The 26,045-nt window shown below is 61.9% G+C and carries 27 protein-coding genes and 1 pseudogene; 12 read left to right on the top strand and 16 right to left on the bottom strand.

The genetic code is table 11. The features are described 5' to 3' along the window. Window positions 1-33 precede the first annotated feature (33 nt). A complete protein-coding gene (locus AC1D1L_RS29665; protein ID WP_477344888.1) occupies window positions 34-708 on the top strand; it encodes a class I SAM-dependent methyltransferase in 675 nt (224 codons plus the stop codon). 37 nt (window positions 709-745) lie between these two features. Here AC1D1L_RS29665 and AC1D1L_RS29670 read toward each other — a convergent pair whose 3' ends face one another. From AC1D1L_RS29670 to AC1D1L_RS29710, 9 genes and pseudogenes are all read right to left on the bottom strand, one after another. After that, window positions 746-1,897, bottom strand: coding sequence for a glycosyltransferase family protein (locus AC1D1L_RS29670; RefSeq protein ID WP_477344890.1), 1,152 nt, complete (start codon window positions 1,895-1,897; stop codon window positions 746-748). Beyond that, window positions 1,894-3,138, bottom strand: a complete 1,245-nt coding sequence (locus AC1D1L_RS29675; protein WP_477344892.1) for a glycosyltransferase family 4 protein — start codon at window positions 3,136-3,138, stop codon at window positions 1,894-1,896. The genes AC1D1L_RS29670 and AC1D1L_RS29675 overlap by 4 nt, the downstream gene beginning before the upstream one ends. A 1-nt stretch (window position 3,139) precedes the next feature. Beyond that, window positions 3,140-4,354, bottom strand: a complete 1,215-nt coding sequence (locus AC1D1L_RS29680) for a glycosyltransferase family protein (protein ID WP_192258801.1) — start codon at window positions 4,352-4,354, stop codon at window positions 3,140-3,142. Window positions 4,355-4,977: 623 nt separating this feature from the next. Beyond that, window positions 4,978-5,388: a hypothetical protein gene (locus AC1D1L_RS29685; protein ID WP_477344894.1), complete on the bottom strand. Its 411-nt coding sequence runs from the start codon at window positions 5,386-5,388 to the stop codon at window positions 4,978-4,980. Between the two features lie 381 nt (window positions 5,389-5,769). Beyond that, window positions 5,770-5,889, bottom strand: a pseudogene (locus AC1D1L_RS29690) (Lrp/AsnC ligand binding domain-containing protein); the annotation flags it as partial. A gap of 105 nt (window positions 5,890-5,994) precedes the next feature. Further along, the gene (gene dcd / locus AC1D1L_RS29695) at window positions 5,995-6,654 is read right to left on the bottom strand and encodes a dCTP deaminase (protein ID WP_477344896.1); all 660 of its coding nucleotides are present in this window, start codon (window positions 6,652-6,654) and stop codon (window positions 5,995-5,997) included. Further along, the gene (locus AC1D1L_RS29700) at window positions 6,651-7,568 is read right to left on the bottom strand and encodes a M48 family metalloprotease (RefSeq protein ID WP_477344898.1); all 918 of its coding nucleotides are present in this window, start codon (window positions 7,566-7,568) and stop codon (window positions 6,651-6,653) included. Before AC1D1L_RS29700 ends, dcd begins: the two co-directional genes overlap by 4 nt. Window positions 7,569-7,578: 10 nt before the next feature. Beyond that, the gene (locus AC1D1L_RS29705; protein ID WP_477344900.1) at window positions 7,579-8,046 is read right to left on the bottom strand and encodes a hypothetical protein; all 468 of its coding nucleotides are present in this window, start codon (window positions 8,044-8,046) and stop codon (window positions 7,579-7,581) included. A 7-nt stretch (window positions 8,047-8,053) separates the two neighbouring features. Then, a complete protein-coding gene (locus AC1D1L_RS29710; RefSeq protein WP_477344902.1) occupies window positions 8,054-8,485 on the bottom strand; it encodes a hypothetical protein in 432 nt (143 codons plus the stop codon). A 220-nt stretch (window positions 8,486-8,705) separates the two neighbouring features. Between AC1D1L_RS29710 and AC1D1L_RS29715 the strand changes: the two genes are divergently transcribed. Then, entirely contained in the window at window positions 8,706-9,209 is a 504-nt protein-coding gene (locus tag AC1D1L_RS29715; protein ID WP_477344923.1) for a MerR family transcriptional regulator, read from the top strand. A gap of 182 nt (window positions 9,210-9,391) precedes the next feature. Here AC1D1L_RS29715 and AC1D1L_RS29720 read toward each other — a convergent pair whose 3' ends face one another. Further along, window positions 9,392-9,832, bottom strand: coding sequence for an Lrp/AsnC family transcriptional regulator (locus tag AC1D1L_RS29720; protein WP_112560188.1), 441 nt, complete (start codon window positions 9,830-9,832; stop codon window positions 9,392-9,394). A 145-nt stretch (window positions 9,833-9,977) separates the two neighbouring features. Here AC1D1L_RS29720 and rocF point away from each other — a divergent pair, with 145 nt between their 5' ends. Together rocF and AC1D1L_RS29730 are read left to right on the top strand one after the other, a co-directional pair. Further along, the gene (rocF, locus tag AC1D1L_RS29725) at window positions 9,978-10,913 is read left to right on the top strand and encodes an arginase (protein ID WP_477344904.1); all 936 of its coding nucleotides are present in this window, start codon (window positions 9,978-9,980) and stop codon (window positions 10,911-10,913) included. Then, complete coding sequence (locus AC1D1L_RS29730) at window positions 10,910-11,968, top strand: ornithine cyclodeaminase (RefSeq protein ID WP_477344906.1); 1,059 nt, start codon at window positions 10,910-10,912, stop codon at window positions 11,966-11,968. The genes rocF and AC1D1L_RS29730 overlap by 4 nt, the downstream gene beginning before the upstream one ends. 237 nt (window positions 11,969-12,205) lie before the next feature. Here AC1D1L_RS29730 and AC1D1L_RS29735 read toward each other — a convergent pair whose 3' ends face one another. The 4 genes from AC1D1L_RS29735 to AC1D1L_RS29750 all read right to left on the bottom strand — a co-directional run bounded on the left by AC1D1L_RS29735 (window position 12,206) and on the right by AC1D1L_RS29750 (window position 16,776). Then, complete coding sequence (locus AC1D1L_RS29735) at window positions 12,206-13,207, bottom strand: LacI family DNA-binding transcriptional regulator (protein WP_352583193.1); 1,002 nt, start codon at window positions 13,205-13,207, stop codon at window positions 12,206-12,208. An 11-nt stretch (window positions 13,208-13,218) separates the two neighbouring features. After that, window positions 13,219-14,133: an ABC transporter permease gene (locus AC1D1L_RS29740; protein WP_477344924.1), complete on the bottom strand. Its 915-nt coding sequence runs from the start codon at window positions 14,131-14,133 to the stop codon at window positions 13,219-13,221. A 98-nt stretch (window positions 14,134-14,231) separates the two neighbouring features. Next, window positions 14,232-15,731: a sugar ABC transporter ATP-binding protein gene (locus AC1D1L_RS29745; protein ID WP_477344907.1), complete on the bottom strand. Its 1,500-nt coding sequence runs from the start codon at window positions 15,729-15,731 to the stop codon at window positions 14,232-14,234. Between the two features lie 136 nt (window positions 15,732-15,867). Next, on the bottom strand, window positions 15,868-16,776 hold the full coding sequence (locus tag AC1D1L_RS29750) for a substrate-binding domain-containing protein (RefSeq protein ID WP_477344925.1): 909 nt from the start codon (window positions 16,774-16,776) through the stop codon (window positions 15,868-15,870). Window positions 16,777-17,110: 334 nt separating this feature from the next. Here AC1D1L_RS29750 and AC1D1L_RS29755 point away from each other — a divergent pair, with 334 nt between their 5' ends. After that, entirely contained in the window at window positions 17,111-17,860 is a 750-nt protein-coding gene (locus tag AC1D1L_RS29755; RefSeq protein ID WP_477344908.1) for a COG4280 domain-containing protein, read from the top strand. After that, window positions 17,857-18,072 carry a hypothetical protein gene (locus tag AC1D1L_RS29760; protein WP_477344909.1) on the top strand — a complete coding sequence of 72 codons (216 nt, stop codon included), beginning with the start codon at window positions 17,857-17,859 and terminating at the stop codon, window positions 18,070-18,072. Before AC1D1L_RS29755 ends, AC1D1L_RS29760 begins: the two co-directional genes overlap by 4 nt. Here the strand turns inward: AC1D1L_RS29760 and AC1D1L_RS29765 are convergent. Then, on the bottom strand, window positions 18,066-18,698 hold the full coding sequence (locus tag AC1D1L_RS29765) for a methyltransferase family protein (protein WP_477344910.1): 633 nt from the start codon (window positions 18,696-18,698) through the stop codon (window positions 18,066-18,068). The genes AC1D1L_RS29760 and AC1D1L_RS29765 overlap by 7 nt on opposite strands. A 310-nt stretch (window positions 18,699-19,008) precedes the next feature. On the opposite strand from AC1D1L_RS29765, the gene AC1D1L_RS29770 reads away from it, so the two are divergent. From AC1D1L_RS29770 to AC1D1L_RS29785, 4 genes are all read left to right on the top strand, one after another. After that, window positions 19,009-19,686: a winged helix-turn-helix domain-containing protein gene (locus AC1D1L_RS29770; protein ID WP_477344911.1), complete on the top strand. Its 678-nt coding sequence runs from the start codon at window positions 19,009-19,011 to the stop codon at window positions 19,684-19,686. Window positions 19,687-19,743: 57 nt separating this feature from the next. Next, the gene (locus tag AC1D1L_RS29775) at window positions 19,744-20,124 is read left to right on the top strand and encodes a YkvA family protein (RefSeq protein ID WP_477344912.1); all 381 of its coding nucleotides are present in this window, start codon (window positions 19,744-19,746) and stop codon (window positions 20,122-20,124) included. A 4-nt stretch (window positions 20,125-20,128) separates the two neighbouring features. Then, window positions 20,129-21,508 (top strand): HAMP domain-containing sensor histidine kinase, encoded by a 1,380-nt coding sequence (locus tag AC1D1L_RS29780; RefSeq protein WP_477344914.1) that lies wholly within the window; start codon window positions 20,129-20,131, stop codon window positions 21,506-21,508. A gap of 680 nt (window positions 21,509-22,188) precedes the next feature. Beyond that, on the top strand, window positions 22,189-22,497 hold the full coding sequence (locus AC1D1L_RS29785; protein WP_477344915.1) for a DUF1236 domain-containing protein: 309 nt from the start codon (window positions 22,189-22,191) through the stop codon (window positions 22,495-22,497). Window positions 22,498-22,613: 116 nt separating this feature from the next. Here AC1D1L_RS29785 and AC1D1L_RS29790 read toward each other — a convergent pair whose 3' ends face one another. Next, window positions 22,614-23,495: a helix-turn-helix domain-containing protein gene (locus AC1D1L_RS29790; protein WP_477344916.1), complete on the bottom strand. Its 882-nt coding sequence runs from the start codon at window positions 23,493-23,495 to the stop codon at window positions 22,614-22,616. Between the two features lie 106 nt (window positions 23,496-23,601). Here AC1D1L_RS29790 and AC1D1L_RS29795 point away from each other — a divergent pair, with 106 nt between their 5' ends. Together AC1D1L_RS29795 and AC1D1L_RS29800 are read left to right on the top strand one after the other, a co-directional pair. Continuing rightward, the gene (locus AC1D1L_RS29795; protein WP_477344917.1) at window positions 23,602-24,870 is read left to right on the top strand and encodes an ABC transporter substrate-binding protein; all 1,269 of its coding nucleotides are present in this window, start codon (window positions 23,602-23,604) and stop codon (window positions 24,868-24,870) included. A 305-nt stretch (window positions 24,871-25,175) separates the two neighbouring features. Continuing rightward, window positions 25,176-26,036: a carbohydrate ABC transporter permease gene (locus AC1D1L_RS29800; protein ID WP_477344918.1), complete on the top strand. Its 861-nt coding sequence runs from the start codon at window positions 25,176-25,178 to the stop codon at window positions 26,034-26,036. Window positions 26,037-26,045: the final 9 nt, after the last annotated feature.

Raw genomic sequence — 26,045 nt, forward strand, 5'->3', positions numbered from 1 at the left:
GTGTCGCCCGAAATCCCAACATAGAAGACGAATATGATGGATGTCACGCAACCACGCAATGCCGGCATGGACGGGCACGAGCAAGCCCTGGACCTCACGCGGGGAATTGCGGCCTACGTCAACCACCCTCTCGTGTCCGCGCTTGCGCGCGTGATCGCCAAGCATCCGCAGGCCGATATCGCCAACGCCTTCAACCACAAGCAGGTCGCCTGCAAGATGTGGGCGCTCGACAGGCTGTTCGAAAGCCGCGGCGGCCGGTTCGGGCGCATATGGGTTCTGGGTGGATGGTACGGCGTGTTGCCGGCAATGCTTTTCAACGACGCCCGTTTCGACATCGCGGCGGTCGATAGCATCGACATCGATCCCGAAGTCGAGGCGGTCGCCCGAACCCTCAACCGGGAAGCCGGCGACCGCTTCCGGGCGCTGACGGACGATATGTACGCACTCGACTATGCGGCCGGGCAGCCTGACCTGGTGGTCAATACGAGCTGCGAACACATAGCCGACCTGCCCGCCTGGCTTGCCCTGCTTCCGCGGGGCACGACTGTGCTGCTGCAATCGAACGATTATTTCAGCGAGCCGACGCACATCAACTGCGTGGCGTCACTGGCAGCCTTCGAAGCCATGGCGGCGCTGCGGGAGATCATGTTTTCCGGCGAACTGCCGACAAAAAATTATACGCGCTTCATGCTGATTGGAACTGTTTGAAGCGCGTTGGGCGAATCGAACCCGGACGCGACCCGCATCAGGTTTTCGGGGACCAGGTCCGATATCGCTCGTGCAGGATTTGCGCCGAGCGGCGCGCGCCTTCCAGATCGAGACGATGCGCGGCCGGCTTCGGTCCCGCAAGCGCCTGCTCGATCGCTTTCGCCAGACCCTCAGGCGTCAGGTCCTTTTCCGCCAGCACCGTCGCCAGACCGAGTTCTTCGAGCATCAGGGCGCGGACCGTCTGTTCGGTTTCCCCGCCGGCCGCGAACGGTACAAGCAGGGAGCGACACCCCGCGCGCAGGACATCGCAGACCGTGTTGTAACCCGCCTGCGAGACCGACAGCCAGGCACCGGTCAGCAGGCTGGCGAAATCCTCGCGGAACCGGAAGATGGACAGGCCCGGCGTGGCATCGCGTGAAATCGTGTCAAACTCATCCTTCGGCAGGTTTGGGCCGGTGATCAAACACCACTTCCGGGCATTGTCGGCATTGTGCGCCGCCGCGATGGTGGATCGGACAAGGCTCTTTCCGGCAGCCCCGCCGCCAACCGACACCACGACGTCGAAGCGCTCGGAAGCTGCGGGCGCCGGGGGCGCGGCAACGAGCCCTGTGTAGGCAACCGCGGCCCTGATCGCTCCCGCCAGTGGAAATGTCTTGTCGATGGTTGCGAAAGCCGGATCGCCATGGACCATGACAAGGTCGAAATGCCCGTTGACGAGATCGACCGTTTCCTCGTTTCGGCCCGGCTTGACGCGCTCCTGAAGGATGTCGCGCACCGACGTCGCCAAAAGCGGCCTGGGCGACATCGCGTCGATGGCCTCGATCAGCGGCAAGAGTTCGAAACGCATCTGCCGGCGTCCAAAGGGAAACGCCTCGACAATGACGATGTCAGGCCTGCAATCGCGGAATGCCTGCAGCAGCATCCCGCAACGCCGCGTCTTGAAATCATCGTCGACGGGCTTGCCTTGCAGGTCGACAAGCCCGGAAAATCCTTCATCGCCGGAGGTGACAGGCGGCAGCGTTACAGATTTTACACCCGGTCCCGGAAAGCCCGCGATCGGCGCTCCCCCGGTCACGACGGTGACGTCAAACCCGTCATCGGCCAGGGCCGCTGCAATGCGGCTGGCGCGGGCGAGATGGCCGATGCCGAGCAGGTGCTGGACATAGAAGAAAGCGCGCAGCCGCTTCATTCGGCGGCCCGCCACTCCCGCTCGAACAGGTCCTTGAGCTGTCCAATGCTTGCCATATGATCGAAATTGCCGCGCACGCGCCGCTCCGCGGCGTCGCCGAGGCGGGCGCGCAGCACGGGATCACGGATCAGGCGCTCCAGCGCCTGTGCCAGGGCAGCCGGGTTTTCCGAGGGAATCAGCAGCCCGGTTTCATCCGACGATAAAAGCTCCGGCACGCCGGAAATATCGGTCGACACGCAGGCAAGCCGCTGGCTGGCCGCCTCCACCAGAACATTGGGCAGACCGTCCCGGTCGCCATCCGCGGTGATCCTGCACGCGAGCGCAAAGATGTCGGCGCTGCGATAGTGCTCGAGCACCTCCTTCTGCGCCAGCGCGCCTTTCCAGGAGACGCGGCCCTCCAGTCCGAGCTTTCGCGCCAGCGCCTTGAGCCGTTCCAGTTCCTCACCGCCGCCGATATGCTCGAACCGCCACGCCAGATCACCAGGCAAGAGGGCAAGAGCCTCCAGCAACGTGTCGTAACCTTTCTTTGCAACGGCGCGCCCGACACTCAAGATGAGGACCGGTTCGTCCGGCGCCGAGCCGTCATGTTGTTTTCGCGCCGCGTCGAAACTGCCAAAGCGATCGAGGTCGAGCCCATGATAGCTCAGATGCACGGACGAGCTGCCGTTGGCGAGTTTTTTCAGGCGGTCGAAGCCGGTTTGCGTGCAGGTGACCGTCCAGCGCGCCGAGGAAAGCTTGCCGGCCAGATCCCAGTCCGCCGAAGTCCAGATGTCCTTGGCATGGGCCGAGCAGCTCCAGGGTTGGCCACGAAGCTGGCTGGCATAGCGCGTCACGGATGCCGGCGTGTGCACGAAATGGGCATGCAGCCAGCCTGCATCTTGCGGCCATTCGGCCGCCAGCACGAGCGCTTGCCCGAAGCGGCGCACGCGATTGCGCGTAAAGTCGCGGGGGACATCTGCAGCCAGCGATTTGAGCGCGCGCCAGAAGCCCGGCCGCAGCAGGGACGCAAACAGCGAGCGAACCACGCGCAGCGGCTCTCTATGCAGATATTCCGGCAGATAATGGACGGGCGCCTTGATCTCGTCATGCACGGGGTGACGCTGTGCGTCGGTCGGCCGCCTGAGCGCGAAGAGTATGAGGTCGAACCCCGCACGCTCCAGACCGAGCAGTTCTTGCGCGATGAAGGTTTCCGACAGCCGCGGATAGCCCTTCAGAACCACGACGATCTTGCGGCTTTGCAACTCAGTTCACACCTTCAATGACCGAAAGGTGATGGCCGGCCCGGCGGTCGAGCAGCTCTGCGACGATTTCGGAAATATGAGGCAGCCCTTCCAGCGTCAGATGCGGATTGCTTTGCGATGGGCGGGGCCGATCCGGCAACACCTTCAATGCATCGGCGAACCGCTGGGAATCCTCGGCTTCTTCCGGCAAAAGCATCTCGATGAGGCCGAGTTCGGCTGCGCGCCGGGCGCGGATCAGTTGTTCCTCGCGGGGCGTGACGCGTGGCACGATCAGCGCCGGCTTGTCGAAAGACAATATCTCGCAATAGGTGTTGTAGCCGCCCATCGCCACCACCGCCTTGGCGCCGGCAATCAGCTCTTCCATGCGGTTGTCGAACTCGATGATCTTGACATAGGGGATCTTGGCACCCTTCCTGACCAGCTTGTTGCGCTTGCGCGCCGGCATGTAGGGCCCCAGCACGATCAGCGCCCTATGCTGCAATTGCGAATCCTGCTGATAGGCATCGATGACGTCGTGGATCAGGTCGGCGCCGTCACCGCCGCCACCGGTGGTAACCAGGATATAGTCGCCCTCGGGCCTGTGGCCGGGCAACTCGTTCTGCTGCAGGCTCCGCTGGAGGAAACCGACAAACTTCATCTTTGCCCTGACCGCCGGCGGCACATCCAGGCCGGTCAACGGATCGTAGAAATCCGGCGGGCCATAGACCCAGACCTTGTCGTAGAACAGGCCGATCTTGCGCATCACATCCCTGCGCGCCCACTCAGCTTCGAGCAGATGCGGCGCGTCCATCACCTCGCGCAGGCCGAGCACGAGCGTGGTGCCCCGCGTCTTGAGGTAGGACAGAGTGTCCTCGATCTCACCGCGCAAGCCGAGCGGCTCCTTGTCGACGATGAAGATATCCGGCCGGAAGCTCTCGGCCGTGTGGCGGATGATCGACTGACGCATCCTCAGCGTCTCATGCAGATCGATATCCTTTTCCAGCGAGGTGTATTCGCCGTTGCGCAGCTTGATGACGCTGGGAATCTTCACGAAGTCGACACGGGCGCGGTAGTCGAAGGCGCCGGCGATGGTCGCACCCGAGATGATAAGCACCTGAAGTCCGCGGAAATCCCCGACCAGCGAATGCGCGATCGTTCGGCACCGCTGCAGGTGGCCGAGCCCGAACGTGTCGTGGCTGTACATCAGAATTCGAGCGTCTTTTGCGTGCTGTGTCATGTTGAACGTCTTTTAGAATTCTCGCCGGACGGTGGGCAACCCCGCAAGCTTCGAAATCATCCGCGGGCCTGCCGACCTGTTCTGAGACATGATGGGCGCGAGGTACACAACGGCGTTCGTCCCCTGGGCACGAATGCCAAGGGGCGCTGTTTGTGGCGCGATCCCTTGTCTTCGCAGACGATAGACGACCCGAGCACAAATCTCTGTCATGAGGCTTGACCCCGTGGAATTACATGCCTGCGGCCTGAGGCAGGCAGCGCGCATATTGCGAAAAGTTGAGAGCGACCAGGGGAAACGAGGTTGCCGCACATTGTGAGGAGAACCCCGCACCTTGGGAAAATGCTTCATAATCCATTGAAACGCAACGACCGCCAGAGGCCGCACGTTGCGGCCTTTTATCCTGCCATCAGCTTAGGCCGGTGGCAAGCTCCCGGTCCCTGCGCCGATTCAACGCGGTGCAACGGCAACGCAAATTGACCTGACCAAGGTTGGGTCGAGCGCTCTAGTCGCTTCACCCGCTTCAATTTCCCCGGGGGGCAAAGCAGATCAGAGACGGCTCCGGGCGGCGTTTTTGCTCGTTTGGGCCCGGCTCATCCTTCTGGAATGGAATTTCGCCGCCCAATCTATCGCGGGAACCCGTCCTTCGGCTCGGAGAACGCCCGCTTGAGTTGAACGGCAAGGACGCACATCACCACGACCGTGGCCAACTGAAACGGCAAAGAAAACAGCAGCATACTTTCAAGTGCCATTCGTTGTTCGGCCTGCTCGTTGAACTGGTTCAAATGGTGGACATTGGCGAGCCAGGAGCCGTAGAGAATGATCGTGCCTGCAAGTTGCGCAACAAGCTGTGCGAGCGTTCCCGCGCGCAGGCAGGTGAATACGGCAACCACGATAATAATGGCGCCCCAGCTCAGCGCCAGTGGCCATGTCAGAAACTCGACTCGGACCAAAAGCATCGCCATCGGCGCTATGCCGTGTCCGGCGACCATCGGTGCAATGGCATAGGTCAGCAGCAGGAGGCACATCTTGAGCATCGGCGGCTTCCGCTTTTTTCCTCGGGTCGGCTCCGGGACTTCGCATCATGGTGCCCGTCCGGCGTCTTGCCAAGATCGGGGTCGAGCGTTCGAACCGCTTCACCCGCTTCGGCTTCCTCAAGCGGAATCAGGCATCGAAATGCCGCGATCCGCCGCGCCTTTTTCGCATTCCGGGGCCGATCGACGCTCTTCTCGAGAAGCGCGGCAATCACCCAGCCGGACAGAGGGCCATCCACGGGACTTGATGCTTGCATCATAGGTCCGCCCGAAAGCATCAGGTCGCGTTGAAAGAAAACAGCGATACGGTACTATCCAACCAGATGTCTGCGACTGCTTGACCGGGGGGGGTGCAGTGGATACGTCTTCTTTCAAGCGCTGGATGCTGCCGGTTATCCCCGGGATGAGCCGTATCCGCCGCAGCACCGCGTCGAAATCGGTGAGCGAGGCCGTGCCGAGCTCGACCACCAGGTCCCAGCGGCCATTGGTGGTTTGGATGGTGGAACCTTGGCACCCGCTCCAGTTTTCTCCCAAGGAAATTAAGCGCTTGTGAGATGGGTCGGATCGCTCCGGCCTTTTTCATTTGTGGCGGGCAGCACGTCTCGCCGCTTAATCGAGACTTGCCCGGTGGGTGTCAATTAGCCTCTTCAACGTGCCCGAAGTCTTTGCCGATGAGATACGCCGCGGAACCATATCGACGCTACCTGCGTATTGCGCGCCCACCGGTGCTGTTGAGGCAGCGTGCCCGTTGCCGTCGACAATAGTATGAAAAAACAGCTGAGCGACCGTTTGACCTGGATAAAGCGTCAATGGCGTCTCGCCCAAATTCCTAAGTTCAAGCGTGAGGTTTCCAGCGAAACCTGGATGGATTCCGATCGCAGTTGCGACAATCAAACCGAGCCGACCCCATGTAGAACGGCCGACGACGTAGGACATTAGATCGCTCGGCAGGCGCATGTATTCCATTGTCTGGGCCAGCATGAACTGATGAGGGTGGATGATTATTTTCCCACCCAACGGCACGTATTGTCGGCGGTAAAGTCGCGAGAACGACGAAGGCGGCACTGTATCTGACGAAGCGAATTCATCTATCGATCCAAACGACGAAGCCGTTACGAGACAGAACTCAAACCCAAGGCGAACGTCGAGCGCGCCTTGGCCGGCCTTTGCCTGGTCGGCCAAATCCAGCAACGGACGCACTACCAAAAGACGTCTCGGATCCTTGGAATGCAATCGCTCAACGATGGCTTCGGTGGAAAGCACTGTCATGTGCTGTGTTCCTGCCACTGTCGTCGTGCTTCGGACAGCTCGACACCTTTTAGGAGAAGTTCGTGAAGACGGTCCATTTTCAGGGTTAGATCGGGCAAGGCCGGGTTGATCTCGGGCATACTATCTAGGCGAGATAGAAGGGCCGCCCAACCAACGTTTAGGATCGAGGCGAGCCCGGCCGCTCTCCACTCCGCCCCGTCGAGGTATTCAATGGGAGGGACCATGCCAACTAACAGGTCAAGGTGGGTCTCCAGGTCCTTGGAAAAATCCACCACGCCGTACATTATGTCCGGTGCTATAGCTTCTATGCGCTTGTGTGCTGCGTCGAAGATCAGCGGAGCCACGTCAGTGATATAACTAACCAGCTCAACGCATATTACAGAATCCCTAATGCTAAATTCTTTTGACAAGTCGATAAATAGATCGTCAGCCGCGGGGCACTGGGTGAGGTTCGGGCTCACAACTTTAACGTCGAGGGCTAAGTTCAGTTTGGAAAGGCAGAGCGTGTGAAAGCTCGGCGTGCCATCGTTGAGCGCGCCTAACAGTGTTTTCAATCGCAAGTCGGACGGTGGATGAGTCGGTGCGATGCCATACCCCGAACCAGCGAGCTCCAAATAAGATGCCAGAGCGAAGAAGAACGCCGGCCCAGCTAGTGTGTGTCCTACCGCGTCCGCCTTAAATTCATTTATCCAGTTGTCCGCTATCTCCTGGCAGCGCAGCTGCTCGGCAGTGCCAAATGAAGCACCGTTGTTACCAAGCCGCGTTGTCACCCGCGCGAAAAAGTCCTGTTCCTGCGTCGCGTACGCCGACAGATCCAAGCTGATTGTATCTTGAATAGCATGCCCTAACTCGTGAGCCACCACCGCGAAATGGGGAAGCATTCCCAACGATTGAGATGGAACGGTCACACGCAAGACTGGCCAATCAATTGCAAGCCGTTGCGTCCACTAAGCTTTGAGATGGCGACGGCAGGTTTGCCGCGTAATTCTTGACGTCGTAGGTCCAAATTTCATAGTTCGAAAGGTGCTCGGCTCGGAAAAAGATCGTATTGTCTATCTGGAGGGCGTCGACCCATCGCTGAAAGGGTGCGACAACCTGATGCGAAATACCTGTCGCGTCTGCCCCTGCCACATGGTTTAGCCATTCGTAGGCTTCGCCGCCGAGTATTTCCGCCCATTGGATGAGTGCCTTAGCATCGGCTTCCGATATTCCCCGTTGATGGGCTAGTTCAAGATACCCCCGGGCAGTATCAATTGCACCGCCTATGAACTTGAGCCATTTGCGAGGGCCTGGATGATGGCCGGGAAAAGATATCTCTTGCAAGCGAGCGACTTCGTAATGCAGTCGCTGCAGAAAGAACAGGCACGAACGACGCGCAAGCTCCGTCGTCACAGGCACGTCAGCCGTATTGGACCATTTTCGGCGCCTGCAGAGGTTTAAGGGCTCGATCCCTTAAAAGCGCGTCCAAAAAGCTCGCCATAAGCGCCGCGGCTCGTTCCTTGGAGATATCGTCGACATCGTCAGCGTTTTTCATCCGACGCAACAGTTCAGTAGTTTCGGAAAGCCGAACAGCCAGTTCAGCCCCATAGACGTCAGTCAAGTACCGATAGAAAACCGTGAAGCGCTCTAAAGCCAAGCGGTCGCCGGCATTGACGGCCAAGTTCTGCATGCCCAGTCGACGCGAACCGCGATCGGCCTCTGAAAAAATCTCAATCAATGCACTGAATGCGTGATCGCGCACGGCCGTATCCTGGATTTGACCACGCATAATGGCCAAACCATTTTGTAGGACATTCTGGAATCCGATATCGCGAGAAGGCTCGAGGCGCATTTTGTCACTCCGTAGCCGCTCTGCGGCTTATCAGCCTATCATTTCGTGTCGAAGTCGGAAACGCCAGTGCTAGTACCCGTGTCGTTTTGCCTGCCCAGATTTGCCTCGACGGCACTTAGCGCCTTCGAAAAGTGACATCATTCCCAAAACACTATAATTGAAGTAAGCTCTAACTTCAATTTATTTGATGGATTTTTAGAAGTTGCCCACACCCCGTAAGGTGCTCAATGGATTCACGGCGCGAGAGGTAGCGACCATCTCGGGCCTGAGCCTTCATATGGTCAACTATCTAGCTCGGGAAAATTATCTCACGGCCTCCCATGGGACGGCCGGTCGAAGGGGCGTGGTTCGGTACTACTCCTATCGAGATTTGGTCGTCGCCCGTCTAATTAATAGCCTGGCTCGATCCGGAATAGAGATTCGGCGTATCAAGCCTGCCATTCAGCTTCTCCGCGAAAGCGAAGTATGGGACAGGGCGGACCGAAAATCGGCTCTGTCTTTCGTGTCCACCGACGGGCAGGAGCTATTTTACCACAACGCAAATGGGACTCTCACCGAGATCACCAACAAAGGCCAACTAGCGTTTGCGTTTGTACTCGATATCGACGAAGCAACCCGAAGCGTCAAAAGCGAGATTAGCCCTTCAAAGCGCAGGCGATTCAACCTCGGTAGCTACAAGCTTGAGTTCGCACCTATTGCGGAGAAACGAGCTTCCAAACGATAGCTATTTGGTGCTCCGCTTATAGACGGTGACCGCCTTCGAATACCAGCCTTGTGCCTCGGCGACGGCCCGAATAGGACGACCATCATGTTACTACTGTGGCTACCTGATCCATCGCCCCAAAATCCGGTCGATGGACAATCCCCTGCCGGCGGCGGTGGTCAAGGCCTGGCCCTTTTTACTGACTACGCCAACCGCGCCCTTGTCGTCCGCGGCGTTGCCAGGAGCAGGCTGGTCTCGCTGCCGGTTATCCCGGGGATGAGCCGGATGCGGCGCAGCACCGCGTCGAAATCGGTGAGTGAGGCCGTGCCGAGCTCGACCACCAGGTCCCAGCGGCCATTGGTGGTGTGGATGGTCGAGACCTCGGCGAGGCCGCCGAGCGCCCGGACCACGCGGTCGGCGGCATGGCCTTCGATCTCGATCATCATCACCCCGCGTATCCTCTGGTCGACGGCGTCGGCGCGCAGCACCACGGTGTAGCCGATGATCTCACCCGACTTTTCCAGCCGCTCCATGCGCGCCCGGACCGTGGCGCGCGACACCCCGAGATCGACCGCGAGGTCGGAGATGCTGCGCCGCGCGTCGTGCCTGAGCAGCGTGACCAGCCTTTCGTCGAGCGCGTCCATGAATTTATCCATTTTGATCAAGATGGCTTCTCGAAATGATAAATCATTCTTTTCGAAATGCCAATTTCGCCTGTTCAAACTGCCGGGCGGGAATGGTTCATTCCACGCATCAATCGCCCAATCAATTGCAAGGACAAAAAGAATCATGCGCTGCAGGATCGTTGGCGCGCCGGTGCAGGACGGCGCGGGCAGGATGGGATGCGAGATGGGGCCGAGCGCGCTGCGCACGGCAGGGCTTGTCTCGGTCCTCTCCGAACTCGGCCATGAGGTCGAGGACTGGGGCGCGGTGCAGCCGGCTGCGGCGCGCGCCATCGTCCACGGCAATCTTGCGCTGAAGGCGCTGCCGGAGATCTCCGCCTGGACGGCGGCGATCGCCGAGACCGCCTATGCGGCCTCGCAGGACGCCATGCCGATCTTTCTTGGCGGCGACCACGCGATATCAGCCGGTACCGTATCAGGCATAGCGCGCCGGGCGGCCGAGCGCGGCCGGCCGCTCTTCGTGCTGTGGCTCGACGCGCATCCGGATTTCCACACGCTCGACACCACCGTCAGCGGCAATCTGCACGGCGTGCCGCTTGCCTATGCCAGCGGCCGGCCAGGCTTCAACGGCTATTTCCCGGACCTGCCCGTCGCCGTCGATCCCGCCCGCATCTGTGTCATGGGCCTGCGCAGCGTCGATCCGGCCGAGCGCCGGGCGCTGAACGAAGCGGGCGTGACCGTGCACGACATGCGCACCATCGACGAGCACGGCGTCGCGCCTTTGCTGCGCGCCTTCCTCGCCCTTGTCGAAGAGGCCAACGGCCTGCTGCATGTCAGCCTCGACGTCGACTTCCTCGACCCTTCGATCGCGCCGGCTGTCGGCACCACAGTGCCCGGCGGCGCCACCTTCCGCGAGGCGCATCTGGTGATGGAGATGCTGTCAGACAGCGGCCTGGTCTCCAGCCTCGATCTGGTCGAGCTCAACCCTTTCCTCGACGAGCGCGGCCGCACCGCCACGCTGATGGTCGACCTCACCGCCAGCCTGATGGGCCGCCGCATCATGGACCGCCCAACCCGCAGCCATTCCGGAAGCATTGCATGACCCAGCCTTCCCGCCTTGCCATCGTTCCCTTCGTCAGCGTCGACCGCATGATGAAGCTGGTGCTGACCATCGGCGTCGAGCGGTTCCTGACCGAGCTCGCCGCCTATATCGAGGAGGATTTCCGCCGCTGGGAGCTGTTCGACAAGACGCCGCGCATCGCCTCGCACAGCCATGACGGCGTCATCGAACTGATGCCGACCAGCGACGGCAAGATGTACGGCTTCAAATATGTCAACGGCCATCCGAAAAACATGCGCGAGGGCCGCCAGACCGTCACCGCCTTCGGCGTGCTCGCCGATGTCGGCTCCGGCTATCCGATGCTGCTCACCGAAATGACCATCCTGACGGCGCTGCGCACTGCGGCAACCTCGGCTGTCGCCGCCAAATATCTGGCGCCCAAGGGTTCGCGCTCCATGGCCATCATCGGCAATGGCGCCCAGTCGGAATTCCAGGCCGTCGCCTTCAAGGCGCTGCTCGGCATCGACCGGCTGCGGCTCTACGACATCGACCGCTCCGCTTCGGAAAAATGCGCCCGCAACCTCGCCGGCAAGGGCTTTGACATCACCATCTGCACGGCCGGCCAGGATGCGGTCGAAGGCGTCGACATCATCACCACGGTGACCGCCGACAAGCAGTACGCCACCATCCTCACCGACAACATGGTCGGCTCCGGCGTCCATATCAACGCGGTCGGCGGCGACTGCCCAGGGAAGACCGAGCTGCATCGCGACATCCTGCTGCGCTCCGACATCTTCGTCGAGTTCCCGCCGCAGACGCGAATCGAGGGCGAGATCCAGCAGCTCGACGCCGACCATCCGGTGACCGAGCTGTGGCAGGTGATGACCGGCCAGGCGGAAGGCCGCAAGGCACCCGAACAGATCACGCTGTTCGATTCCGTCGGCTTCGCCACGGAAGATTTCTCCGCACTTCGCTATGTTCGCGACCAGCTCCAGGCCACCGGCCTCTATGAGGAGCTCGACCTGCTCGCTGACCCCGACGAGCCGCGCGACCTCTTCGGCATGCTGCTCAGGGCAGCGCTGCAGCCGGCTGCGTGAAGAAATTGCTTGAGTAGTCAAAGCCGATCGAAACTCTGCTTGCCAGGGCAGCGCCGCCCCTCATTGCCCTGCCGGGCATTTCTCCCCGTATAGTGACGGGGAGAAAGTGGCTGACCTCACCTTCGGCATTATGTCTTGGCGAAACCATCGATGAGAGCGCCCCTCTCCCCGTCACTATACGGGGAGAGGATGCCGGTAGGCAGGTGAGGGGCAGCACAGACGCCTAGAAAGCTGGCTCTACTGTCGAAGCGGCGCACAGCTCTCCCTCTCGACAAGCACCGGCGTGAGCACTTCGCGGCGCGAATGCGCCGCCGGCTCGGCGACACGCGCGAGCAGCAGGCTCACGGCCCTTGTGCCGATCTTCTCGACCGGCTGCGCGATCGTCGTCAGCGGCGGCCAGGTGGTGACGGCATAGGGGATGTCGTCGAAGCCGATCATCGACATGTCGTCGGGAACCCGCAATCCGCGCGCCCGCAGCACCGTCAGCGCGCCCATGGCCATCAGATCGTTGCAGGCAAACAGCGCCGTGATGCCGGGCGCCTGCGCCATCAGCCGTTCCATCGCCGTGCGGCCACCGGCGAAGTGATAATCGGAATCGACCACGGCATTCGCCGGCAGGTCGAGCCCGGCTTCCTGCAGCGCCCTGGCGAAGCCGCGCAGGCGGGCCGGGCTGGAACTGGAATCGCGCGGGCCGCCGATGACGCCGATCTTCTCGTGGCCGAGCCCGACCAGATAGCGGCCGGCGAGATAGCCGCCATGATCGTGATCGACCAGCACGGAATCGACATTGACCGAATGGATCTCGCGGTCGAGCAGCACCGCCGGCACGCCGGGCAGCACGCTGGAGAACACCCGCGCATGGTCGGACGAGCCGGCGAAGATCAGCCCGTCGATCTGCTTGGCCATCAGCACCTGGAGGTAGCGCTCCTCCTTCTCGGCGCTGCCGTCGGAGTTGCACAGGATCACCGTATAGCCGGCGAGGAAGCCGGCATCCTCGATCTGGCGGGCCACGCTGGCGAAGAACGGGTTGGAATTGTCCGGCAGCAGCAGGCCGATGGTCTTGGTCTCGCCGCGCCTCAGGCTGCGGGCGAGCGTATTGGGCCTGTAGCGCAGAGCGGCGATGGCCGAATGCACGCGCTCGGCCGTCTCCGGCTCGACATGGCGCGTGCGGTTCATCACATGCGAGACGGTTGCGACCGATACTCCGGCATGGCGCGCGACATCGGCAATCGTCGTCATCGATTATTCCTCTAGCGGATCGCCCTTAGAAGCCGCTCCCTGTAGGCGTCTAGGATGACGGCAAGCACAATGACAAGACCTATCACGATCGGCTTGAAATTGTCGCCGACGCCGAGCAGCTGCAGTCCGGTCGACAGCACCTGCAGGATGCAGGCGCCGACCAGCGTGCCGATGATCGAGCCCTTGCCGCCGCTGAGGCTGGTGCCGCCGATGATGACGGCGGCAATCGCGTTGAGCTCGTAGCCGACGCCGGCGATCGGGCTGCCGATGTTGAGGCGCAACAGATAGACCATCGCCGCGATGCCGGCGGTCAGGCCGCTGATGGTGAAGGCGGCGATCTTGTAGAAATCCGGATTGTGGCCGGAGAGGCGAACAGCCTCGTCATTGGTGCCGACGGCGAAGATCATGCGGCCGAACACGGTGAAGCGCAGCACGAACCAGCCGGCCGCGATCACCAGCACCGCGATCAGGAAGATCGACGGCAGGAAGCCGCCGATGATGAGGTTGCCGAAATCGACGAAACTCTGCGGCAGGCCGGTGATGGTCGAATTGTCGCTGACCACGCGGGCCGCGCCCGCCGCCATGTTGAGCATGCCGAGCGTGACGATGAAGGAGGGGATCTTCCAGCGCGTCGAGATCCAGCCATTGAGGAAGCCGCAGGCCGCTCCCGTGGCCATGCACGCCAGCAGCGCGAGCAGGATCGCCACCCCCGGCGACAGGCTCTCATCGATCATCACCGTTGCGCCGACCACCGTGCACAGCGCCAGCACCGATCCCACCGAAAGGTCGATGCCGCCGGTGAGGATGACGAAGGTCATGCCGGCCGCGAGCACCGTGTTGATGGCGATCTGCACGAAGATCTTCAGCGCATTGCCTGACGTGGCGAAGTAGGGCGCCGTCGCCGAGAAGAACACGGTGATCAGCATCAGCGCCAAAAGCACGCCGGCATCGCGCACCAGAAAGCGCAGGAATTTCGCGCGGCCCGGGGAAACAGGCGCCGACGCAGTCACTTGCGACGTCTCGCTCATGGTCGCACATACTCCTGATAGGCGAGCGACAGGATGTGCTCCTGGTCGAACGCGGCGCGCGGCACGTCGCCGACAATCTTGTTTTTGGAAAAGACGATGATGCGGTGGCACATGCCCATCAGCTCGGGCAGGTCGGACGACACCATGATGATGCCCTTTTTCGCCGCAGCCAGCATCCACAGCAGCTGGTAGATCTCACGCCGCGCGCCGATGTCGACGCCGCGGGTCGGCTCGTCGAGGATCAGCGTCGAGGTGCCCCTGAACAGCCATTTCGCCAGCACCACCTTCTGCTGATTGCCGCCCGAGAGATTGCGCACCGCCTGCTCGATCGAGCTCGCCTTGACCCTGAGCTGGCCGACCAGATCGTTGGCCGCGGCGGCTTCGGCCCGGCGGTTGAGCAGCCCGTTGTGCGAGACCTTGCCCAGATCGGTGATGGTGATGTTCTTGTCCACCGCCATGTCGAGCAGCAGGCCCTGCCCCTTGCGGTCTTCGGTGAGCAGGCTCAAGCCGTGCCGCACTGCATCCTTGGGCGCGGTGATCGCCACCGGCTTGCCGTCGATCTCGACCACGCCGTCGAGTTTCGGATCGGCCCCGAACAGCGCCCGCATGGCCTCGGTGCGGCCGCTGCCGACCAGCCCGGCGACCCCGAGAATCTCGCCATGGCGAACAGCGAAGGAGATGGCAGGGGTCTCGGTGCTCCGTTTGAGATTGACGACGCTGAGCGCGACCGTGCCCGGCACGATCGAAGCATCGAAGCCGTACTCGTCGGCAATGTCGCGGCCGATCATCATCCGCACCAGGTCCGGCACGGTGAGGCCTTGCAGGTCGCGCGTCGCGACCAGTTTTCCGTTGCGCAGCACCGTCACCCGGTCGCCGATCTCGAACACCTCGTGCAGGCGGTGCGAGATGTAGACGATGGTGACGCCCTTGGCCTTCAGCCGCTTGATGATGGCAAACAGCCGCGCGATCTCCGGCGGCGTCAGCGTCGCCGTCGGCTCATCGAGGACAAGCAGCTTTGAGTCATTGCTCAGCGCCTTGGCGATCTCGACCAGCTGCATCTGCGCCACGCCGAGCGCCTCGACACGGGTGCGCGGGTCGATCTCGAGCCCGACCTCGTTCAACAGCGCCAATGCGCGGCTGTTGAGCGCCTTGCCGTCGACGATGCCGAAAACGCGCCGCGGCAGGTTTTCCAGCATCAGATTCTCGGCGATGCTGAGATAGGGCAGAAGGTTGAGTTCCTGATGCACGATGCGAATGCCGGAAAGCTGCGCATCATGCGGCGTCTTCGGCCGATAGGACTGGCCGTTGAAGGCGATCGAGCCTGAGTCCGGTTGGTAGATGCCGGCCAAGAGCTTGATCAGCGTTGACTTGCCGGCGCCGTTCTCGCCCAGGATGATGTGGGTTTCACCGCGCGCGATCGACAGCGACACCTCGCTCAGCGCGACGGCGCCGGGAAAAATCTTTCCGACCCCTTCAAGGGAGAGAATCGCATCCATGGGCAGCGGAATCCTAAACTGCGCTCGTCCGCGGCGAAATCGGCGCGGGCGCGTCGCCATCGCCGCCGGCAGATTGCCGGCGGCGATGATGAGACAAGCGGAAACGCCGGAGGGAGTACCGGCGCCTTCGTTCGCCTCAGCCGGTGATCAGCTTGATGTCGGTCTTGACCCAACCGGAGAATTTTTCGCCCGCAAGTTCGCGCAGGCCGTAATCAATGCCCATGGCTGCCATCTGCGCGCCATACTGCTCAACGGTGGCGAGCATCTTGCCTGCCTTGAGCAGCGGGCCGACGGCCGGGATGTTGTCGAAGCCGACGACCTTGATCTGGCCCGACTTGCCGGCCGCGTCGAGCGCCTTGACGACACCGAGCGCCATCGAGTCGTTGGCCGCCATCACGCCCTGTATGTCCTGGTACTGGGTGAGGAAGTTGGTCATCAGCGTGTTGGCTTCCTCGGTCTCCCAATGCGCCGTCTTGGAGTCGAGCAGTTCGAGGCCGTTCTCCTTGACCGCATCGTCGAAGCCGAGCTTGCGCTCCTTGGCATTGTCGGCCTCGGGGTTGCCTTCGAGGATGACGACCTTGCCGCCCTTGCCCAGCGCCTTGCCAAGCGCATCGCCGGCAAGCTTGGCGCCGCCGCGATTGTCCGGACCGAAGAAGGCGAGGTCGATGCCGGCCTTCTTCTTGGCTTCGGTGTCGAGCGCGACGTCGATGTTGATGACCTTGATGCCGGCATGCAGCGCCTTGGCGATCGGCGTCACCATGGCCTTCGAATCGGCCGGCGCGACGACGATGATGTTGTAGTTCTGGGTGATGAAGTTCTCGATGGCGTCGACCTGGGCGGCGAAGTCGCGCTCGTCCTTCATGCCGACGGCGGCGAAGTCGAACTTGTCCTTGTTCTTGGCGGCATACTCCTCGGCGCCGGCCTGCATCTGCTTGAAGAACTCATTGGCCAGCGACTTCATGACCAGTCCGACCTTCGGCTTGTCGGCGGCAAAGACCGGCCCAAGCGGCAGCGCGAGTGCCCCCGCGGCCATGGCGCTGGTCATCAGGAACTGGCGGCGCGAGAACGGGCCGAGCCCGTCCGTAATTGTTTTCTTGCTCATGATTTCCTCCTCTGTGATCCATAGTAATCGGTTACGTAACCGATTACGCCGCAGGTTAGTGCTTGGCTTTGCCAGGTGTCAATATCGGCGGCGGCAACTTCCAGCGCCGTCGCTGGCGCACCTTACGGTGGCTCGGGCCGCAACGCGTCCGTCTCGATGGGCCAAAACGCCACCGGCCGACGCATCGATCGCATTCTCGCTGCCGCCGCAGCGCTATATCGTTCTCAATACCTGATGATTCCCGGTCCAGTGATTCCCGAGCAGACAGGAAGCCTTCATGCATGGCCTGACGCCCATACTTTCCACTGTGGCCGCCTCGTTCCTCGCCTCTTTCGTCGAAGTGGTCGAGGCCTTCACCATCGTGCTGGCGGTCGGCGTCACCCGCAGCTGGCGGCCGGCGCTGACGGGCGCCGCCCTTGCGCTGGCGCTGCTGGCAGCTTTGGTGCTGGCCTTCGGACCGTTGCTGGCGCTGGTTCCCATTAGCGTGCTGCAGTTCGTCGTCGGCGTGCTCCTGATCCTGTTTGGCATGCGCTGGCTGCGCAAAGCCATCTTGCGCGGCGTCGGCATCATTGCCCTACATGACGAGGACGCCGCCTTTTCCAAGGAAGCCGCGGCCTTGCAGCAACACGCCAATGACCGCCGCGCCGATTACCTGGCCGGGCTCACGGCTTTCAAGGCGGTGCTGCTCGAAGGTGTCGAGGTGGTGTTCATCGTCATTGCCGTGGGTGCTGCGCACGCGCAGACCTTCTATGCCAGCCTTGGCGCGCTGGCCGCCTTCATCCTGGTAACGATTATCGGCCTGGCGGTGCATCGGCCGCTGGCGCGGGTGCCGGAAAATGCGCTCAAATTCGCCGTCGGCCTGATGTTGACCAGCTTCGGCATTTTCTGGACCGGCGAAGGGCTTGGCGCCGACTGGCCGGGCGCCGATCTGGCGCTGCTGGCCATCTTCGCCATCATCGCCGCCGCGTCCTTCGCCATCGTGCGCTGGTTGCGCGACCCCAAGGCTACACAAGGAGCTGCCCGATGAAAGTCCTGCGCCTCATCCTGAAGGAACTCGTCGGCATGTTCATCGACGACGGCAGCCTGGCGACGCTGGCGCTGCTGCTGATCGTGGCGATCACCGCGGCGGTGAAGCTGCTGGCGCTGCCGCCGCTTGCCGGCGGCATCCTGCTTCTGGCGGGCTGCCTCGCCATCCTGCTCTACAGCGTGCGCCGCGCGGCGCGGCGTTCCCGTCAGTAAAGGGTGAAAAACACCGGCAGCACGCCGCTGATCCGCAACTGCTCGACCGTCTCGATGACCGGGAACAGCGCCAAGAAATAGAGCCCGTCCGTGAATGTCCGCCGCAACGCCTTGGTCGAGAACCGGCGTTCGGCCTGGTCGTGAAACAGCAGCGGGTTCGGCCAGAACGGCGGCGTGCGTTCGGCATAGGCGCTGTAGGCGGGGCCGAACTTTCCAAACAGGAACTCGGCCTCCTTGCGCGCCGTCACCCGGAACACAAGGTAGCTCACCAGAGCGAGCGCAGCCGCCACCAGCACCGAGCCATACATCAACCCGATGCCCGCGGCGCCGACCGTGGAAAAGAAATAGAGCGGGTTCCGGCTCATCGAGAACGGACCGATGGTGACCAGCTCGTCGTTCTTCCTGCCGCCGACATAAAGAATGCTCCACAGCCGGCCGAGAATGCAAACCAGCACGAAGCCGATGCCGAGCGCTTCCATGTATTCATGCCCGTCCGAGCCTTCGACGAGAAAGGGTTTTGTGAACAGCAGCGGCGCAATGGCGAGGACTGCGGCCACCTGCACGACAATCAGGCGCTTGTGCTGGTTGAAGGCTTTCGCCGCCGGCTTGGGGGGAGCGTAGCTCATCATAGTTCCTGCTCTCCGGCAGGGCCATCGCGCCGGCGTCTCGCCATCCACTAGCGCTTCCGTGCGGCGATGGCGAGGCAACCGGCAGGGATTTTGGCCATTCTTACGAATTTGTAAGCTGGCGGACAGATGGCGGCGAGGCCATGGAACCGCTGCTGGGCCTTTTCGGCTCGTGACGCCTGACAATCCGGCATCACAAGGCGGAACCGACTGTTCCAGGAAAAGTGTGAAGCCGCTTTTCGGCCGGAATTGCGCCAAAACAGGGCGTTAGAGGATTGCCGGGGCGGTCAACCAGCGATCGGAAACAACGATGCGACTTCTGCTTGTCGAAGATGACCCCCGGACCGCCGACTATGTCTTCAAGGGCCTGAGCGAGGCCGGCCATATCTGCGACCTGCTGCGCGATGGCCGTAACGGACTGTTTGCGGCGACCCGTGACGCCTATGATGTGATCGTCGCCGACCGCATGCTGCCTGGTCTCGACGGCCTATCGATGATCAAGGCGGTGCGCGCGGCCGGCGTGCGCACGCCGGCGATTTTTCTGACCGCGGTCGGCGGCGTCGACGACCGCGTCGAGGGGCTCGAAGCCGGCGGCGACGATTATCTGGTCAAGCCTTTCGCCTTTTCCGAACTGCTCGCCCGCATCAACGCGCTCGGCCGCAGGCCGGCGGCGCAGGAGCAGAAGACCACGCTGCGCATCGCCGATCTCGAAATGGACCTGATCGTGCGCCGCGTGACCCGGCAAGGCCAAACCATAGACCTGCAGCCCCGGGAATTCAGCCTGCTCGAAGTGCTGATGCGCGGCGAAGGCCGTGTGATCACCCGCACCATGCTGCTCGAACGGGTCTGGGATTTCCATTTCGATCCCAAGACCAGCGTCGTCGAGACCCATATCAGTCGGCTGCGCGCCAAGGTCGACAAGCCTTTCGACGTATCGCTCATCCACACCGTGCGCAACACCGGCTACAGCCTGCATGCGCCGAGTTGAATGGGCCAAGCTCGATCGCATCTCGCACGTCCGACCAGCTGTCCGTATATAAGCGAAATGTCGATGCTGGACTCTGCAAAGCGATGGGCGCGCGGCATCAAGCGCGACACGGTGGCATTGTGGCTTGCCGCTCGCGATCCACGTGTGCCTTGGTATGCAAAGGCCGCTGCCGGAGCGGTTGCAGCCTATGCTCTCAGCCCCATCGACCTCATTCCTGATTTTATCCCTGTCATCGGCTATCTGGATGATCTGCTGATCGTCCCGCTCGGGATCATGCTTGCGGTCAAGCTGGTGCCAGCCGGTCTCATGCAGGAATTCCGTGATGCGGCCACGCGCAGCGCCAGGCCGGTTGGCAAGGCCGGATTGGTCTTCATGATTGCTGTCTGGATATTGGCGGCGCTGGCGCTGCTATGGCTGTTCTGGCCGAAGTCCGCCTGAAGCGATGAAGGAAACAAGCGCCAGCCTGCTGCGCAGCACGCCGTTCCGGCTTGCTCTGACCTTCGCCTTGCTGTTCGTACTCGCCTTCATTCTGTCCGGCGCAATCGTCTATCAGCTGATGAGCGCCGATCTTGCAGAGCAGCTGGACCAGTCGGTCAAGGAGACCTATTCGGTGGTCGCGGTGACCTATGACGGGAACGACCAAGAGGATCTGGTTTCGGCGGTCGACAGCCATGCCGCGCTCAGCCCGAGCAAGGAACAGCTGTTCTCGCTGACCGATGCCGACGGCAACCATCTGGCCGGGAATTTCACCGCCGCCGACTTGCCCGATGGCTTTTCCGATTTTGCAGCTTCCCTGCCGGGTGTGCCACCGGGCACCATGTACCGCGCCTGGTCCGGTTCGGTCGGCTCCGACAGCCTGACAGTTGCCTTCTCGCTGTCCGAGATCAAGGAGCTGGAAAGCATCGTGCTGATGAGCTTCGGCTGGGCAACCCTGATTATCTCGGGTCTTGGGGTGGCCGGAGGCGCCTTGCTGGCGTCGCGCGTGCAGCGCCGCCTCGACGGCATTGCCGCCACCATGGACGATGTCTCCAACGGCCGGCTCGAAGCCCGCATTCCGCTGCTTGGCAATGGCGACGACATTGACGGCGTCTCCTCACAGGTGAACACCGCGCTGGAACGGCTGGCATCCCTTGTCGACGGCATGCGCCAAGTCAGCGCCGACATCGCGCACGACCTGAAGACGCCGCTGAACCGGTTGCAGATGATCCTCGAGTCGGCCGCCGACAAGATGATGCGGGGCGAGGCCGTTGCCGATGAGCTGGCGGAGGCGCGCGAAGAGAGCCTGCAGATCAACGAGACCTTCGATGCGCTGTTGCGCATCGCCCAGATCGAGGCCGGCGCGCGCAAGGCGCGCTTTGTAGATCTCGACCTCAACGGCGTCGTCGAAAGCATCGGCGAGATTTACGCCGACGTCGCCGATGACGACGGCAAGTCACTGTCGGCGGAGATTTCGCAAGACAGCCGATACCTGGTCCACGGCGATCGCGACCTGCTGACGCAATTGTTCGCCAATCTGGTGGAAAACGCGCTGCGGCATTGCCCGAAGGCCACGACTATCCGGCTATCCGTGACGCGGCGGGCCGACCGTATCGTGGCTGAGGTCGCGGACAATGGCCCTGGCATACCTGCCGAAGAGCGCGAAAAAGTGTTCCAGCGGCTGTACCGGCTGGACACCAGTCGCACCACGCCCGGCAGCGGACTGGGCCTCAGCCTGGTGCGGGCCATCGCCGATTTGCATGGCGCAACGATCTCACTCGAGGACCGCCATCCCGGCCTGGGGGTCATCGTCGGTTTCCCTGCAGCAAAGGCATCACTGGCCTGAGAGAGAGGTGTCAGCCCAGATCGTGAACGTCACACCAGGGCGTCCCACTGCGGCGCGAAGGCTGGCCGGTTGGTCTTTCGGCAGTGCGGCGATGGCGGCGCGATCCTTGTCATCGAGCGCAATGCTGCTGGGATGCAAACGGGGTGCCGCTGATGGGGGACAGCGGCGAGCACCCGGTGACCGCCGATGAAGGGACTTCACTCGGCCGCGCGTTTCCCAATGTATCGGCAAGGCTTTGGTTGCCGCACCCGGCCCTCTGCCTTTGACGTTAGGACTTCGGTCGGACGTCCCCTGGGACCGTAGTCCCACAGGCGGAACGATCGCACAGGGGCACCGTTCTCTGCAGTGAAGTCGGCTAACAGGAGGGAAAGGCAATGGATGATCGAAACACCAGCGTTATGGAAGCTCGGTGGCTTCTTGCTGTGCCAGTCTCGCTTATCTTGACGGTTCTTTTCGCCGGTTTCTGGCTTACGTGACTGGCCGGCCGGCCAGCGGCCCGATCGTTTGTGAGCGATGCTCGACAAGGGGGCGGGCACAAGCTTCTAATCGCGGCGATTAATCATTGCAGCTTTGCGGCAATGATTAGCAAACTTACGGAACAATAGATACCTGGCAGAGTTTGATGTTTTGGGCGGAGAATATGTAGTTTTGAAACAGCCCTTAACATAGAAAGGCTTGTCATGAAAAAGTACCTTATCACTATCGCCGCAGGTCTTGCGCTGGTCGCCGGAATTGGCGCAGCCGCAGCGGAGGACGTCGTCGTTCTTAAGCCTGAGCAGCAGACGGTGGTCCGCGAATACATCCACAAGCAGAAGCTCGCATCCGTTAGCCTGCTCGGTGTTGAACTCAACGTCGGTACTGCTCTGCCGGATACGGTCGAGCTTCACGCAATCGACGTCCCCGACGTCAAGTACAAGTATACGGTCGTCGGAGACCATGCGGTCCTCGTTGACCCAGATACGCGCAAGATCGTTCAGATCATCGAGTAGCAGCTTCGGCTGGATGTCCTCCGGTCGCTGACGGCCCGCTTCCAGAGTTGTCCTTTGGGAGCGGGTTTTTTCGCATTGAATAGTCCGCGGTCGCAGCCGCTAGGGCAAGGACCCGACTAAAGCACGGTATATCCGGCGCTCGTACGCTCGCGGCGAAAATCCGAGGGCGACATGCCGGCCAGCTTGCGGAACGATTTGTTGAAGGCGCTGAGCGAGCCGAAGCCTGAATCCATGGCGACGCGCAGCACATTGGCGTCTTCATGCATCAAAAGCGCCTGCGCGTAGCTCAGCCGCAAGAGGTTCATATATTCGTTGAGCGTCATGCCGGTCGACTTCTTGAAGATGCTCATGGCGTATTTCGGATGGATGTCGGCCGCCGCCGCTATGTCGACGCAGTCTATGTCGTAGAGGAAATTCTCGGCGATGAAGTCGCACATGCGGCCGACATTGCGTAGCGATTGCTGGTCGAACGGGCCGCCGGTTTCCTGGCTGGCGGTTTCCGGCACCAGCCGGTAGGGCTCGAACCGCACCCGCTCAAGCCGCAGCAGCAGCTCATTCACCGCGTGCTCGGTTATCGCCGGATCGCCCGAGCGGAAATAGCGGTTCCAACGCTCGAAATTGTGATGGTCCGCCGGGTCGGTGGCCGATGTCACCAGCGTGGCGCCCGTCATCAGCCGGTGGCGGATGTCCGTCGGCAGATGCAGGCGGAAGAAATGCACCAGCGGCAGATGCGCGCCGGCATAGATGGCGTCGTCGGAGAGATCGTCCATCTGGTGCGGCAGCCCGCCCCAGAACAGGCACATGTCACCGGCCGACAGCGAAATCTCGTGCTCGGCCATGCGGTAGTGCACGCTACCGCGGACGATGAAATTGACCTCGACCTGGGCATGCCAATGCGGCTTGAGCATCACCAGCGGGTGGTTGTGGAACATCTGCAAGGCCATCGGCAGGCCTTCGACGCTGCTGGCGCCAGGCTGGTAAAACGGCCGTTCCGGCATCTTACTTTCCGCCCATTCTTTATTCCCGTTGTCGGGGACAAGCCTTCCGCGCTGCTTAGTTTAGCCATGCTCGCGAAGAGAGAGCAAATGAAATGGGAGGATTTCAATGCGCACGACACTGATCTGTGCCGCGCTGACGTTTGGCCTGGGCTCAGGCCCGGCCCTGGCGCAGTCTGGCGAAATCACGATCTGGAGCTGGAACATCGCCGCTTCGTCGCTGAAGTCGACGATCGCCGGCTTCAACAAGCAATATCCCGACGTCAAGGTCACCGTTCAGGACCTCGGCAACCAGCCGACCTATGACAAGTCGATCGCCGGCTGTGCCGCCGGCGGCGTCGGCCTGCCGGATATCGTCTCGATCGAAAATGGCGAGGCCGAGAACTACTGGAGCCAGTTCCCCGACTGTTTCGTCGATTTGCACACGCTGGGCTATACGGCGGAAGACCAGAAGAAATTCCCCGATTTCAAGCGCACCGAACTGGAAGTGGGCGACAAGGCCTATGCCATGCCGTGGGATTCCGGCCCGGTCGCCGCCTTCTACCGCCGCGATTTCTACGAGAAGGCCGGCGTCGATCCGGCATCGATCAAGACCTGGGACGATTTCATCGCCGCCGGCAAGAAGATCCAGGCCGCCAATCCCGGCGTCACCATGACCAACGCCGATTTCAACGGCGACACCGAATTCTTCCGCATGATCTCCAACGAGCAGGGCTGCGGTTATTTCGCCGAGGACGGGCAGTCGATCACCGTCAACCAGCCGAAATGCGTCGATACGCTGACCACGATCAAGGACATGAAGGACGCCGGCATAATGTCGTCGGCCGACTGGGGCACCAAGATCACCAACAACACCGCCGGCACCGTCGCCACCCAGATCTATGGCGGCTGGTATGAGGGCACCATCCGCACTGAATCGGCCGGCGAAAATGGCAAATGGGGCGTCTACCCGATGCCGAGCCTGACCGCCGACGGCCCGCGCGCCGCCAATCTCGGCGGCTCGTCGCTCGCCATCACCTCGGCCTCGAAAAACAAGGAAGCGGCCTACGCCTATCTGAAATACACGCTGGAGACGAATGAGGGCCAGATCACCATGCTGAAGGAGTTCGGCCTGGTGCCGTCGCTGATCTCGGCGCTCGACGACCCCTATGTCTCTGAAGGCCTGCCCTATTGGGGCGGCCAGGCGGTGTGGAAGGATATTTTGGCCACCCTGCCCAAAGTGGTGCCGAGCCGCGGCACGCCGTTCCAGAGCGACGCCGAAATCATCATGCGCGCAGTGCAGACCAAATACCTCGGCGGTGGCTATCCCGACGCCAAGGCAGCGCTGGACGACGCCGCCAGCCAGATCGCGGCAGCGACTGGATTGCCGATAAAGTGACGAAGGCGGAGATGTTGGCGGGTCAGATATAGGGCAACTTGCCGGACTGTTGGCGCTGCCCCTCACCTGCCTGCCGGCATCCTCTCCCCGTATAGTGACGGGGAGAGGGACGCTCTCGCCGAACATTTCGCCAATCGCTAGCGTTGCAGGAAGAGCACCAAGGCTGCGGCCAGCCCCTTCTCCCCGTCACTATACGGGGAGAAGGTCCCGGCAGGGGGATGAGGGGCGGCGCCAAGCCTTAATAATTGAACGCCGGCTAACAACAAGCCGGATATCAACCGGGAAAGCGGAAGGAGGAGGAGATCATGCGCTATCAGAACGCCACCGCGTATCGCTTCCTCACACCCTATCTGCTGATCTTCGCCATCTTCTGGGTGTGGCCGATCATCTCCTCGTTCATGATCTCGTTCCAGGCGACGCGCACCGTGCCGTGGCGTTTTGCGCCGACCTTCAACTGGGGCCGGCTGATCGGCGACCCCGCTTTCTTCAACGCGCTGAAGAACACACTGCTCATCCTCGTCATCCAGGTGCCGGTGATGATCTCGCTGGCCATCGTCATGGCGGTGCTGCTGAACTCGCCGCTGTTGAAAGCGCGCGGCCTCTACCGCTTCGCCTTCTTCGCACCGGTCGTGGTCGGCGAGGTCGCCTATTCCGCGGTGTTCCGGCTGATGTTCAATCTCGATTTCGGCATCATCAACAAATTGCTCGCCAGCGTTGGCCTGGCCAAGATCGACTGGTTCTCTAACGTCAACCCGGCCATGGCGCTGATCATGATCGCGGTGACCTGGCGCTGGGCCGGCTACAACGCCATCATCCTGCTCGCCGGACTGCAGTCGATCCCCGAGGATGTCTATGAGGCGGCGACGCTCGACCGCGTCAGCAAGGTCAAACAATTCTTCTACATCACACTGCCGCTGCTCAAGCCGGTCATCGTTTTTTGCGCCGTGCTGTCGATCATCGGAACCATGCAATTGTTCACCGAGCCGTTCCTGATCACCGAACGCGGCGGCCCGGGCGGCGGCACCGAGACGCTCGGCCTGCTGCTCTACCGCCAGGGGTTCCGGTCGCTCAATTTCGGCTATGCCTCGGCCGTCGCCTACACCATGGCGGGCTTGGCCATTGCCATCACGCTGGTGCAGCTGTGGCTGACGAGAGAGCCGAAATGAGAGGGGAGC

The sequence above is a fragment of the Mesorhizobium sp. P2_D6 genome (assembly GCF_056404315.1).